This is a genomic window from Winogradskyella sp. SYSU M77433, from assembly GCF_029911945.1.
In the GTDB taxonomy this organism is placed as follows: Bacteria; Bacteroidota; Bacteroidia; order Flavobacteriales; family Flavobacteriaceae; genus Winogradskyella.
Genome location: NZ_JARYTG010000004.1, coordinates 140,996 through 154,592 on the forward strand (window position 1 = coordinate 140,996; position 13,597 = coordinate 154,592).

Here is a 13,597-nt window from a genome sequence, read left to right on the forward strand (position 1 = left end):
AAATACCTATCAGCACATGAAAAAGTACTAGAAAAATATATTTATTATCAGATCTCAATAAGAATCTTTAATAGGTTTCGCACAAAATTAACGAAACATATTCTTATAATCATTTAATGGAAATTTATAACTGTAACTTTTTCCTGATAAATAAATAAAAAAGTGTATTACAAAAACTGGGAATTTAGTATCCAAACTTTTTAAATATTTATCATAAATAGAGTTATTATACTTACTTATTAAAAAAGGAGATGCCTTTTTATTGTAGTAATAATTTTGTATTTGAACATCATCAATATTTTTCTCTAGAAAAGTATAATAGTTATGAGAGAAATTTGATGTATAAACTTCAAATAAAGATAATGGCTCTCGTTTCTTTTCATAGTAAAAAAGTATAGACTTAGAAACATCTATCAGCACCCACTTATTTAGCTCTTTAGAGAAAATTTCATTGGTAGAATGTCCACCATACTTTTTATCAAATGGAATCATAGTAATCCCCCATTCACGAACCTTAATATCATTAATTACACAAAAATTGTTAAAAATTTGAGACATATCACTGCAAACACCTCCATTACCATTAATCATAGCTTTTAAAGCTTCTTCAGATGCTAGACTCAGTCCTTTACCTCCTTTAATGTTTTTTTTAAGCCAGAGTGCTATAGAAATAGCTTTATCTAAGTCAGAATTAGGTTTTCCTTCCTTAAAAATTATTTCATTTACTTCATAAAACAAACTTGGAATTGTAGCTTTTTTGTTTTCGATATTATAATAATCGTCATCAAGCTTTTTTATAGTTGAATTTTTTGAAAGCAACCTAAATCTTGTAATATACAATAGTGGATGTCTACGCAGAGCCCATGAGATTTTGTTAAGTCCAAAAACCATGAAGTTGAATTTATTAATATTTAGCTAATTAGTTATAATATTATAAATTACGAGGTAGGGCCCATTAATTTTACACAAATATAACATTGTCTGTCAATGAATAAATTCTCAATTGAATTAAACGGCCTTTTATTCGCCTAATAACATTTTTATTCGCTCAATATAATATAAATAAGAGAATTTTCTTACATTTTCAGTATTACTTTCTACCATTTGCGTATAAGAATCAAATGACATTAAAAGGGTCTTAGTAATGACTTTCAAAACATTACCCTCATTAATAGGGGTAATTAAAAATCCATTTTCACCGTCTTTGACATATTGACCAATGGAAGATATATTTGAAACAATTGGAAGACAGCCAAAATTCATAGCCTCCGCGATAACTTTAGGAAAACCTTCAGAAGCTGTGGTTGGCATTATAAAAAAGTGTGACTTTTCATAAACTTTAAATAGTTTATCTGTCGGCAAAAAGCCATGAAAAATAAAATCAATTTTACTATTCGTACTTAAGCTTTTAAAATACTCTATCTCAGAACCATTACCAACCAAATGTACAGTCCCGACTTTATTAGACATTTCTTCATCTAAACAATTAAAAGCTTTAATGATACGCTCAACCCCTTTTTCTCGTTCTAATCTTCCGGCATAACAAAAATTAATTGGAACATTATTACTTTTAGCGCTTCGTACTTTTGATCCATTTTTCAAATCGCTTTCCGTAAGACATGGGTTCTCAAAACTCAAACAATGTGTTTTTTGATTTGGCCAACTTCCATTTATGGTTACCTTACGACTTTGATGTTTTAGCATAAACCGTTGTAAAGCATAACCCAAGGGTGGAGATTCTTGATTCCAATTACCAGCATACTTATACCAACCTTTCTTCTTAGAAAAAAGTGTTAAATATGGAATTAAAAAAACACCTATTCCTGTTGGTGCTCTTAATTGAAAACAATCTGTTTTTTTTAGCACCGAGTTTACCGTCTTTACAACTTTTGGTGCAGATAAGGCTACTTTAATTTTATCTAATACTGAATGGCCTCCTGAGGGTTTAATGGGTACAAATTTAATTTTATCACTTATATAAGGTAACGAACTATCTGGCGCCTCAACATCATGAAACATTGCAATATGATAGATTTCATCAAAAATTTGAGCTAAAAAGTTGATTTCGGTTATGGTTGGTCCCCAACCTACTATAGTTCCATCTGCTAATTTATAGTGCTCTGTATGTGATATTATAGCAAGTTTCAATTAATTTATTTTTTGGCTGAATTTAATAATTCTTCATAAATAGAAACACAGGATTTAAGGTAAGTTTCTTCTGAGAAATTTTGATTGTAAAACAACTCTATTTTAGCTTCTAGTTCATTTTTACTTTTCAAAAGCACATCTATATGCTTTAACCAATTGTTTACCTCAAAATCGTTTTGAATAAATTCTTGAAATTCTAATTTTACCTTATCAGCCACTTCACCTGTATTATATGCCACAAAAGGTAGGTTTTCACTTAGATACTCTATCGCAACTAAAGGGCCTGTTTCAGATTTTGCGGTATGCATCCCTATATCATATTTGTGTAATTCATTCTTAATATCTTTACAATCAGTGATGACAGTTATTTTATTAGCGATATTGAAATTTTCAATCTGTGCTTTAATCTTCTCAAAATAGGACTTATCAACAGGTTGACCGTAAATTGTAAAATGATAATTATCTGGGCTACTTTTTATCACATCCAACAGATACTCATAGTTTTTTTGAGGTCTAAAATTACCAACCGAAACTATTTCTACTTTGTTGTTATAAGTTCTTTTATCTTTTATGCTAATTTCACTTTTCCTTATAATATTAGCTAATTTATAGATATTAGTATTCAAACTATTTTCTCTTGCCCACAATACTAATTCTTCGCTCACACCTATGTAAGCAGAACATTTTTTTATTGCTACTTTTATACTCTTATTGATAGATTTATTTTCTGAAATTTTCCCAAAGTGATCATGGAAAAAAACAACACTTTTTTTATGTAATCTAGGCAGATAAAAAAGTAAAGACACATATCTAAGGACTTGCCGCAGATGAATATGAATAACATCATATTTACTTAACTCTTTATAAAGTTTAAAGAGGTAGATAGGATTAAATTTATTCTTTCTATGTATATAAGTTATAGGTATTTCAGAATCTAACTGAGCATCTAGTTGCCCCTCTTGCAAAAGACAAATTACACTAACATCATGCTGACTTTCGTGTAATAAATTTGTGAGATCTACTAGAACACGCTCTGCTCCACCAACTTCTAACCTATCTATCACCTGAACAATTTTCATAACTACAACTGCTCTATTTTTGAACCTTCTTTAAGCTTAACAGAAGCTAGCCTCCAAGATTTCAACACCTGAAATAAGATAAGTGGAAAAATTAAGATTGAAAAAAATACACCTACAATCTTAAGCGCTTTATTTCCTTTAAATTTATAAGGCATTACAGATGAAGGTACAGTTCTTATCAACTCTAGCCTTGCTCTATGATTACCATAGTATTTGCGATACAAGTACAAAACACTAGGAATTGGCCTTGGCGCAAAAACATTTTTTGGTCTAAAGGCGTCCCAACTTCCCATATCTCTTAAACCACCTGAACCAACTTTTAAGTGTACTCTTTTAGCGTATGGATTAGAAACATTAATAAAACCTTTTTTATGAGCTCTTAAACCAAATTCACCATCACCCATTCGCTGTTTTTCAAATTGCCTATCAAAGAGTCCTATGTCCTTAAAAACTTCCTTTTTTATAAGAACATTGCCTGTATCTAATTGATCTGAGCATCTAAAAAACGAATAATTATCAGGAATTTTATCACCAAGAACTGACAAAGATACTCCTGACGATATATCTGCATTAAAAAAATCGATACATTTCAAATGATTTGAAATCCAATTTGACTCTACTCTACTGTCATCATCAAACAACAATATCAATTCCCCTTTACTTAATTTAATAGCCCTATTTCGTGCTAACCAAAGTGCTTTTTCTTGTTGATATTCAACTGTAATATCTAAATTATAAGACTCGTAAAATGATGCATTAAAAGGCTCTGATTGGTCTATGATTATAACTTCGAAATTAGAGTAATCCTGCTGCTCTAAATCCTTTAAAACATCATGTAAATACTTGTATCTATTTAGCGTTGGGATTATAACACTTAACTTGGGATTTTTCTCAATTAAAGAAGACTTAAAAGTATCCCAATTATCATAAGCTATAGGTTTCTTGAGATATTGAGAACGTTTTATGTGTTTACTTTTATAAAATCCTTTAAACTCCTTTATTGGGTTTTTAAAACTCAATATTCTAATCATCAAAACATAAATACTCCAAAATGCACTGAAATACTTCCTTAAAAAATAATAATTATCCTTTACAGAAATACTAATAAAGCTACTGTAGGTTTCAGTTTTACCTATGTAACCCAACTGTATAGCTTGCCAGGACAAATCGTATAACTTTGCGTTTTCCGAAGTGAAGTTTTCATCAGGTTGTAACTGATTTTTCATTTCAACTGGCAACTTCTCATATATAGGAAAAATATATGCTGTTTTTGATGGCAATGCAAAGTAATGTGTGGGCTGTATGTACTTTAGAAAATTAAACATTTTCTAAAGGTTTTGCAGGAACTCCAACAAGTACGAGTTCTGAATCTGTATACGAATTTACAACACATGCATTTGCACCAACTTTAATTTTATCTCCTAATTTTAAAGGACCTATTATGGTTGCATTAGCTCCAAGATTACAATCATTACCAATTGTAAAATCGCCTTTTTCACATGATTTATTTATTCCTAACACATTTCCTCCTGTCAACGTTATGTTAGACCCAATTATACAGACGCCATTAACTACAATTCCTAATGCAGGATGATGAATCAACACCCCTCCTCTAATATCAGCTTTATAATGTATGTCTATATTAGATATTATTTGAAATACAAAAGAAAAAGGAAGATAGAGTATTCTTATCACAGGGTACAAACCACCGAATAAATCATAACCACAACGTTCCAAACGATAATTAAAAAGCCCCCAAAATGATCGTGTAAAAAAGACAGTGAAAATCCGAAGCTTTTTTCTACCGATTGCCCTCTTGACATCTGCTATGAAATATTTTAACTGTTTCAATATTCAGTCTACTTTGTTTTCAAAACTACAACATTATAGATTTTGAAATAAATTTTGAAAGTAAGTCTTTAACTTTAATTTATCTTCCCATAGTTTTCTGTTTGCCTCAAATAAGTCATTCAACTTTTTATCATCTAGTTTACTATGGAAATCCATCACTTTTTCTACTATTCGATGCCTATCTTTATACTCTACCCAAACTACATGATCTTTCCAATTCAAAAAAGTATCGTGCGGTAAAATACAATCTGTATTTACAAAAATTGGTATTCTTCCCATTGCTAAAGTTTCATAAAATCTTACTGAAAAATTGCCTACACCTCTAACACACAAAACATAATCTGAATTCTTTATATTATCAAAAAACTCTAAGGTTGTTTTATGTGTGTCTCTATTTTTTAATCTCTCAACACCAGCTCTGTGCTGTTTTCTCAATATAAAGTTAGGTTTTATGCTAGAGCTATTTTGAAATAAACTCAACATCCTTGACCTTAAATATTTGGTTGTAATAAACTGATGAGGTGTTTGGTATCGCAAACCTAAATAATAGAGCAGATTTCTAGCCATGATTTTAGCCAGCTCTTTTAGTGCTTCAGTTATACTATCATCTGTTTGTCCACAAAAACCTACAGTTGGCTGAGAACTAAATTGCCTTTTGAAAATTGTTGATTTATTATAGTACTTTTTTAACGGATCTTCAACAAATACTGGCACACAGTAATGACACTCATCTAACTTAGACCTATAACCTTGCTCTCTAATCACAATAACATCCAAATCTTCCTGAATATTTATACCAAAATCACTTGGTAATGATATAATGACCTTTTTTCCCAATTGATTTGCTTTTTGAATAAACGTTATAGCCTTATCAAGTTGATCAGTCATTTTGTAATACATCCAAGACATTGTTAATATCACAAAATCTGCTTCTTCAAGTTTACTTGTAAAATCAACATCCTTCTCTGAAATACCATAATTTGAGATTCGATCTTTATCATTAAACCCTTCTTCCTTTATAAAAGGCTTGAGCAAAGCAAACAAATGCCTTCTATAATTACTATCATAATAATTTTTAGGAAAAAACAATTTCATAAGGAAATAATGCTATGCTTTTGCGTAAAACTAATCATTAATTAGTAGTATCCAGTCTATTCAGTTCTTATTCTTTAGCTTTATAAAACTCAACAAATTTTATATTTTGGTCACTCAATAGAAAATTCTCTTGAACTCGACTTATCGCATTTTGAGAAACAGCTATTTTCTCCTTATCAGAGAGTTGAATAACATCAACAATTTTTTTTGCAAATAATTCTGGCTGTTGTGGCTTAACTAACCATCCAGTTTCTCCATCAACTATATTTTCCTTAAGGCCACCAACATTTGAAGCAACACATAACCTCCCTAAAGCCTGAGCTTCTAAAACGGCATTACAGAACCCTTCATTTAAACTGGTCTGCAAATAAATATCTGACCTACTAACAAGTTCTAGTGTGTCATTATGATTTAACTTCCAATGGAAAATAACATTTTTCTCTAGACCAAGTTGGTTTACCATAAATAGATAACGTTCTCTTTCCTTAAGATCTCCATCTCCTATAATATGGTAATTAATATGCTCATAAGTTTCTTTTAAAATCTTTATAGTTTCTATAGCTGTTGTTAAATCCTTTATCCAATTTAATCTTGCCACAGTGCATATTGTAAGTGATTTGAAATCTATGAAATATTGACTGCCTTTAGATTCATTTATATTTTTCTCATTGACAGCAGGTGTGATAATAGAAACTGGGACCGATTTTTGTAATCCCAAAGTATAAGCTTCATCAACTAAATATTGGGAGATAGAATGGATTTTATCCACATTTTTCCAAACATCTAAATAACAATTCTCATGTTTTAAAGGATAAACATTAATATCAAACCCTCTAAAACTTACAGCCATTTTTGCGCCAATCGCTTTTGCCACATATTCACTTCCTATAGCTTGTGTTGTGAAACCGAAATGTAACCAATCTACATTGTTGCTTAAAATATGACTATTTAAGTAAACACGCTTTAAAATTTCTTTAAAAGATAAACCCGAGTTTTTCAATAATTTATAATATTTAATTACCTTTTTTAAATGAAATACTAATCTTAAAAAGACTTTAACCGTACTCAACAAAACCAAAAGCTTGTTTCCTTTAACTTTTGGATGTTTATAGGCTTTACACAGATTAAAAGTTGGTTCTATTGTCTGTGTAAAAATTAAAACTTCAAACCCATTGTTTAATAGCCCTTTAATTTTACTATTAAAAAAGGTTTCTGAATAACCTGGTGTAGATGGTATAACAAGTCCTATTCTCATTTGGAATTAAGGTATCTGATAATTATCCACATTAAACCTATCTAATATTTTTTTAATGCTTTCAAAGCTATATGCATCTACATTTTGGACATTTTCAGAACCCGATTTTATATTACTTTCTGGATGCGTTTTAGAGGAAGGTCTACTGTAGAGTTCTTCTAAATTCGATAGTGGTTTTAAGTCATAGGCTTTGCACAAATAATAAAACAAATTAATATCTGACTTCAAATCCTCATACTTTACAATTTTCAAATTAGAATTATCCTCCTCATGTAAATCAAAAACTACTTTATTTTCTATACACCATCTTAGCGATAAGGTTTCGATTTCAGAATAATCATCAGCTTCATCCCAGCTAAAGTTATATTTAGATTCTAAAACCTCTGTAATTGGTTTTTGACGCTTGAAATGATTGAGGTTATATAGCCAATTAAATTTTACTCTATTTTGAGATAGTATGACATCATAAGGATTTCTAGTTATAAACAACAATGGGATTTCAAAATACGAACTCATAAAATGAGCACTTAAATTACAACGTACAAATTTTATCACATACTTTTTAGGAACAACAGGCCATAAATGCATCTTCAATTTTCTGTTGCTTATCTGTGCAATCCAATCGCTATCTATTTTGTTTTTAAAAATCTTTTTGAAATATTCTTCTTGTTCTTTTTGTAAAATTCCTTCAGTAATAAATTTGTCACAAATGAGATGACCTTCTTGGGTTTGATACTCATGCTCTGGCTCAAACAAAAGTCTGTAGCGAAATTGTAAAGCTATAATTTCGGCCAACCAACTAGTACCACTTCGAGCAGAACCTGCGATGATAATATGTTTATTATATGATTTCAAAATTCTATTTTCCGATAAGTTTCAAATATAAATTTTTGTATGCATTAATCTCTTTTATTAATGAAAAACGAGACTTCACATTTTCTACAGCTTCTTGTTTTAATTTACTGTACAATTCTTTATTGTTTGATAGTATTTCAATTTTTTCTACTAGCTCATTTGTTGAATTAAATATAAAGCCTCCTTTTTCGTCTTTTAAAATATATTTAGCGCCTCCACCTGAATTTGAACTCAAAACAGGAACTCCACAAGCCAGAGCTTCAAGAATACTCACTGGCAATCCTTCTTGAATTGAGGATAAGACAAAAATATGTTGTTGAGAAAGCACCTGTGGTATATCATCATTTTTTACAAAACCTTTGAATGATACACGTTTTTGGAGATGATTTTCCTCTATAAAATGAACAAGTTGATCTTTATAGGCTTCGTCTTCTTTTCCGTATAAATTTAAATGAACATCATTAGGCAAGTTTAGCAAAGCTTCAATGATTTGCTTTTGGTTTTTGTTTGCGACAATATTTCCAATACAGCAGAGGTTAAAAACATCACTTGTCTGGTTTTCTTTGACACTAAACTTATTCAAATCAACACCATGAGGAATGAACGTAATTTTTGATCTTAAATAAAAAGCGTGGAAAAAACGAGATTTCATCTCAGGATTATCATAAGCGATGTAATTGGCTAATATACTTTTTAGTAACCATCGCTTAGACCAAGCATTATTCTTCTTAGTATATAAATATTTTACTCCACTCAATCTACAAGTTAACACTTCAACAGAGGTAGATTTATAATCCCAAGAATGGCAAATATCTATAGCATGTGTTTTTAAAATTTGCAAGAACTGGCTAACATCTTTTTTTAGCTTACCTGTGTATTGAATATGTATTTGATTTGAAATGGGTATATCATCAGGTATGAGTTCAGGAAATTTTTCTACAGCTATAAAGGCCTCAAATTTTTCTGAATCTAACCCTCGCAATATTGAAAGTAAAACATTTTGACTTCCGGCCGTTTTAAAATTAGGAATAGTATATAATATTCTAATTGGTTTCAAACTCAACTATTATTCTTTTGCCATAAAGATAAGGTTAATAACATACTTAAAGGATGTGAAAATTTGACATTATCAACCTCTTTAAAACTATCATAAATATTTTCAATAATTTGTTTTGAAACTAATTCATAGAAATCTTTATTAAAGATATACTCCTCTAGATTTTTAGCATTTTCTTTACCCAAAAACTGTAATTCCCAATTACGTTGAACATAATTTTCACCAACAATACTTTTAAGTGTTCTATGTAATTTATTACTAATTCTATATGGTAAATTATAAGGTGACTTATTAAAGTTAAAGTTGTTTAGGTTAAAGGGTTTTTGTTCTTGCCAGACAATTTTCGAAAGTTTTTTATTCCTCTTTTTTATATAAGCTATTTGAAGTTTTCTATCTGCCAAATAATCTTCTGGAATAGTACATATAAACTTACACATCTCATTATCATAATATGGCAGTTTGATGGGATGTACACTTTCAAAAACAGATAAATTAGCTGTCGTCCACCTTGGTGCCCAATACATAGATTTGAATGCCCTAATCTTTGCACTTGAATTTTCGATATTTATTTGTGACAGCAAACTTTTAACTCTATCTCTTAAATACAACTCAAAATCACCTTCTAGACTCCAAGACTCCCAAAGTGCTTTTGCCAATTGTAATCCACCAGGTTTAATTATTTTCTTCAAAATTAAATTTACCTCATCCTCGATAAATAACTGTGTCTTTGCTGTAGAATCGAATAACACATCTCCCCAATGACCGAGAGAAAACACGTCTCCTTTAGATTTTAATGAATCGATTACAGCCATTTGTCTAGCATGAGTAAACTCAGCATAACAACCGTTTATTTTAGACAATTCTTCTATACTATCCCATAGATATCCTTTGGTTATTTTAAATGCTTCAAACTTAAATTTGCAAGCATCAGCAATTTGCTTGGATATTTTAGCTTCATTATACCCATTCTCAAATGAATAACTGTAAGCTTCAACATTCTTGTCCAAATGATTTAAAGCTACCGCTTGTGTTCTAGAGTCTAATCCTCCTGATAATGGCAATATAACTTTCTTGTCTCCTACTTGTTGGTCTATAATAGATTCAAAAAGTTCAGAAAACTCGTTAAGAGCATCCTCGAAACTAATATCTCTTGGTGAGTAATGCCAATTAAACCAAGGTTCACTTTTCACCAAATAACCAGATTCATCAATAGTATTAATTGTACCTGGCTTTAAACAAACTTCATCTTTATAATATGTATCCTCATCTAGAAAAAAACCAATAGCTGTAAACACGCATATGGCTTCATAATTTAAAACATGTTCTCCTTTGACCTTAGCAAAGGTTTGACTTTTGGGAATGATAGGTATCCTAATTTCTAAAGATTTCTTCATCAATATTAAAATATTTAAAGACTTCTTTTACTTGTCTATCATTTTCATTTTCAAAAACATTGGCTTTATACAAACTTTGCTCTTGAGCTTCCTCTATTTCAATAAAAGCCCTAGCAAATTGGTCTGTCTTAACTACTTTTAGATCACTATCTATTTGTGCTGCTTTTAACCAAATATCATCACCTATACAATTAGTTTTTTCCATGCCCTCGGTATCATAAGTAGATTCTGAAAAAAGGCTAGGTTTATATAAAACACCACTAACTCCTGTTGCTAGTAAAAGATGAGATGGTTCTCTAGAAGACTTTGGTACATTAATTTTCCAATCTCTATAGGGCTTTACACCATTTTCATCGACAACTATTTTTCTGACTCTATTAGCTACAACACTTTTTGGAAACTCATTATACTTATTAAGTAAGACTTCTATTAAATTTTTGGGGTATAGAATATCATCATCTATCGTTAACACCAAATTCTCTTTATAATTCTGAAAAGTGTAATAATATTTCGTATGTGCTTTAAGATCTTTGCAAAATTCAATTTCTAGACCAAATGGTATAAGCTCTCGTAAATTTTTAGGCAAATCTTCTATTTTAGAAGTGAAAAATTCTTCACCAAGCCACAAAACAATTTTCTTTGGAGGCACTGTTTGGTTAAGAAGGCTTTTTATTGGTAAATAGACATACTCAATCCTATTAGGTATTGTGGTTAAGCTAACTATTACAGTACTTTCTGTATCGATTTTAAGCGACTTTAGAGGAAGATTTTTATAATACTTAACCAAGCTGATTTTTAAATATTTGTAAAGTTGCCAATTAATCCATCTACCAAATTTAGTTCTCCTTTTATCTCGTTTTTTATTTAAATGATAACTATATAAGTAGTGAATCATAGTGAAGTTAAAAATGTTGAAGCGTTTAAGCCAACAATAATTACAATACGTTTTATGCGTAAAGATAGACTATTTTACATTTTTATGATTAGAGCTTTTTATCATATAATTTTTATACCATATCTAACCATTGAAAAACCAAAATATAATGTACATTGCCAATACAGATTTATTTTCAATAGGTTACTAAAAATAAAATGACAAAAATTAAACGTTTCTTTTACAACAGAAGAGTTGTAAGATATTATAGGAAAGGGAAAGCTTACCTCAATAATCTTGAATATCTCAAAACACAACAAGAAAGTAAAAAAGAAATCTTAAAAAAGCCTTCTCGTACTACAATCATAAACTACCTTTTATCCTTAAAAAAGGGAGATACTACGTATTTAGAAATTGGTGTAAGAAACCCAGAACATAACTATAATCACATTATTGCTAACATAAAGTATAGTGTTGATCCTGGTATTGAATTCAAAAAAAATCCTGTGGATTTTAAAATGACAAGTGATATGTTTTTTGACAAACTTATCAAAGATGAAATCCTCACTAATAAAATAAGATTTGATATTATTTTTATTGATGGACTGCACTTAGCAGAACAAGTAGATAGAGATATTGAAAATGCACTAAAGTATATTAAAGATGACGGCTTTATAGTTTTGCACGACTGCAACCCTCCTACTGAATGGCATGCAAGAGAAAATTTTCAATACAAAAACACACCTGCTGGTGATTACTGGAATGGCACAACCTGGAAGGCTTTTTTAAAATGGAGAGGTAACTCTTCTGTACATTCTTGCTGTATAGATAGTGATTGGGGAGTTGGTATTATTTCTAAACATCATCCTTTAGGAAAAAGTATAACAACCGTTAATACTTTTTACGAATATAAAACCTTAGAAAAAAACAGAAAAGAACACTTAAATCTTATTGACTTTGAGTCACTTAAACAATTGTTCTAAAGTTTATTCTTTAGATGAGTTAGAATTTTGTTGGGATAATCAATTTCTACGACAGCACTTTCTTTTCGCTTTAAAATATTGAACAATCTTGTTTCATATAGCTTTTTCAACTTGTTCTGATGATATAGTAAATTCTCTTTAAAATAGGTTTTTAAAAACGCCTCAGAATTATTTTTATCATTAACAAGTGTTATCAATAAACTTTTAAGATCCTCTATTTTATTACCACTTAGAAAATGATCTGGATGGTTCTTAAAATTTTTAAATTTCTTAATAAAATCCTCATAATCATAGATGTGATAATGCAATACATAACCTGAGTTAACAACTATTAGTTCTTCATTATAACTAGATGTATAACGATGTACATTATATGGAATCACAGCACTATTCACCTTAATTGCAGATTTACCCATAGTGTGTCCCAACCAATAAGATACAATCCTGTTTTCTTTTTTATAAGGGTCGTATAATTTATTATAAATCTGGTCTAATTTAGAAGCAAAGTTCTTCTGTGTTTTAAATAATGTTTCCTCTAGCATTACATTATTATAGGCTACCTTTCTAGATATAACTTCTAAAGGTTTTAAATTAACTATAGTTGCATTCTGAATTTCTGCTATACTAAAGAAATCTTCAATAGATACAGCTCCATCTTTTGAAGTTAAAAATAATTCATCAGCATCTATAGAAATTAGCCAGTCTATACGCTCTTCTTTACATTTTTGTAATGCATCAAACGTATTTAAACATTGCCTTGCAGTATGATGTTCCTCTGCATTACTCCAAAATTTTTCTAAAGCTGGGATATTGCTGTAGGTTTCTGCTTTTACAGAGTTACTAATTTCTACACCTTTTATATCTTTTATTACTTGAGGACCATTATCTGTAGTATTATCAAAATAAACAAACACTTTAGTAGCTCCAATACCCAAGTGATAGCACACATTTTGCTTTAGCAAGCGTGCTTCGTTTTTTACGGTCATAACTATTGCTGCTTTCATGT

General features: G+C 30.0%; 13 protein-coding genes. 1 reads left to right on the forward strand and 12 read right to left on the reverse strand.

Annotated elements, in window-relative coordinates:
* Positions 1 to 87 precede the first annotated feature (87 nt).
* From QGM60_RS09425 to QGM60_RS09475, 11 genes are all read right to left on the reverse strand, one after another.
* The gene (locus QGM60_RS09425; RefSeq protein WP_281139997.1) at positions 88 to 819 is read right to left on the reverse strand and encodes a hypothetical protein; all 732 of its coding nucleotides are present in this window, start codon (positions 817 to 819) and stop codon (positions 88 to 90) included.
* A gap of 201 nt (positions 820 to 1,020) precedes the next feature.
* Complete coding sequence (locus tag QGM60_RS09430) at positions 1,021 to 2,148, reverse strand: glycosyltransferase (protein WP_281139998.1); 1,128 nt, start codon at positions 2,146 to 2,148, stop codon at positions 1,021 to 1,023.
* A 5-nt stretch (positions 2,149 to 2,153) separates the two neighbouring features.
* The gene (locus QGM60_RS09435; RefSeq protein ID WP_281139999.1) at positions 2,154 to 3,227 is read right to left on the reverse strand and encodes a glycosyltransferase; all 1,074 of its coding nucleotides are present in this window, start codon (positions 3,225 to 3,227) and stop codon (positions 2,154 to 2,156) included.
* Between the two features lie 2 nt (positions 3,228 to 3,229).
* Positions 3,230 to 4,552, reverse strand: a complete 1,323-nt coding sequence (locus QGM60_RS09440; protein WP_281140000.1) for a glycosyltransferase family A protein — start codon at positions 4,550 to 4,552, stop codon at positions 3,230 to 3,232.
* Positions 4,545 to 4,964, reverse strand: coding sequence for a DapH/DapD/GlmU-related protein (locus tag QGM60_RS09445; RefSeq protein ID WP_281140001.1), 420 nt, complete (start codon positions 4,962 to 4,964; stop codon positions 4,545 to 4,547). The genes QGM60_RS09440 and QGM60_RS09445 overlap by 8 nt, the downstream gene beginning before the upstream one ends.
* A gap of 147 nt (positions 4,965 to 5,111) precedes the next feature.
* Positions 5,112 to 6,173: an exostosin family protein gene (locus tag QGM60_RS09450; RefSeq protein WP_281140002.1), complete on the reverse strand. Its 1,062-nt coding sequence runs from the start codon at positions 6,171 to 6,173 to the stop codon at positions 5,112 to 5,114.
* Between the two features lie 67 nt (positions 6,174 to 6,240).
* A complete protein-coding gene (locus tag QGM60_RS09455; RefSeq protein ID WP_281140003.1) occupies positions 6,241 to 7,428 on the reverse strand; it encodes a glycosyltransferase family 4 protein in 1,188 nt (395 codons plus the stop codon).
* A gap of 6 nt (positions 7,429 to 7,434) precedes the next feature.
* Positions 7,435 to 8,283 (reverse strand): sulfotransferase domain-containing protein, encoded by an 849-nt coding sequence (locus QGM60_RS09460; protein ID WP_281140004.1) that lies wholly within the window; start codon positions 8,281 to 8,283, stop codon positions 7,435 to 7,437.
* Between the two features lie 4 nt (positions 8,284 to 8,287).
* A complete protein-coding gene (locus tag QGM60_RS09465) occupies positions 8,288 to 9,346 on the reverse strand; it encodes a glycosyltransferase family 4 protein (RefSeq protein ID WP_281140005.1) in 1,059 nt (352 codons plus the stop codon).
* A complete protein-coding gene (locus QGM60_RS09470) occupies positions 9,343 to 10,734 on the reverse strand; it encodes an asparagine synthase-related protein (protein WP_281140006.1) in 1,392 nt (463 codons plus the stop codon). The genes QGM60_RS09465 and QGM60_RS09470 overlap by 4 nt, the downstream gene beginning before the upstream one ends.
* Positions 10,712 to 11,629: a hypothetical protein gene (locus QGM60_RS09475; RefSeq protein ID WP_281140007.1), complete on the reverse strand. Its 918-nt coding sequence runs from the start codon at positions 11,627 to 11,629 to the stop codon at positions 10,712 to 10,714. The genes QGM60_RS09470 and QGM60_RS09475 overlap by 23 nt, the downstream gene beginning before the upstream one ends.
* Positions 11,630 to 11,826: 197 nt before the next feature.
* On the opposite strand from QGM60_RS09475, the gene QGM60_RS09480 reads away from it, so the two are divergent.
* The gene (locus tag QGM60_RS09480) at positions 11,827 to 12,591 is read left to right on the forward strand and encodes a class I SAM-dependent methyltransferase (RefSeq protein ID WP_281140008.1); all 765 of its coding nucleotides are present in this window, start codon (positions 11,827 to 11,829) and stop codon (positions 12,589 to 12,591) included.
* On the opposite strand, the gene QGM60_RS09485 is transcribed toward QGM60_RS09480, so the two are convergent.
* Positions 12,588 to 13,595, reverse strand: coding sequence for a glycosyltransferase family 2 protein (locus QGM60_RS09485; RefSeq protein WP_281140009.1), 1,008 nt, complete (start codon positions 13,593 to 13,595; stop codon positions 12,588 to 12,590). The two genes, QGM60_RS09480 and QGM60_RS09485, sit on opposite strands and share 4 nt — an antisense overlap.
* Between the last annotated feature and the right edge of the window lie 2 nt (positions 13,596 to 13,597).

Coding starts and splice junctions, on each gene's coding strand:
- QGM60_RS09440 (WP_281140000.1), bottom strand. CDS start 4,552: ATGTTTAATTTTCTAAAGTACATACAGCCCACACATTACTTTGCATTG.
- QGM60_RS09450 (WP_281140002.1), bottom strand. CDS start 6,173: ATGAAATTGTTTTTTCCTAAAAATTATTATGATAGTAATTATAGAAGG.
- QGM60_RS09435 (WP_281139999.1), bottom strand. CDS start 3,227: ATGAAAATTGTTCAGGTGATAGATAGGTTAGAAGTTGGTGGAGCAGAG.
- QGM60_RS09480 (WP_281140008.1), top strand. CDS start 11,827: ATGACAAAAATTAAACGTTTCTTTTACAACAGAAGAGTTGTAAGATAT.
- QGM60_RS09470 (WP_281140006.1), bottom strand. CDS start 10,734: ATGAAGAAATCTTTAGAAATTAGGATACCTATCATTCCCAAAAGTCAA.
- QGM60_RS09475 (WP_281140007.1), bottom strand. CDS start 11,629: ATGATTCACTACTTATATAGTTATCATTTAAATAAAAAACGAGATAAA.
- QGM60_RS09485 (WP_281140009.1), bottom strand. CDS start 13,595: ATGAAAGCAGCAATAGTTATGACCGTAAAAAACGAAGCACGCTTGCTA.
- QGM60_RS09455 (WP_281140003.1), bottom strand. CDS start 7,428: ATGAGAATAGGACTTGTTATACCATCTACACCAGGTTATTCAGAAACC.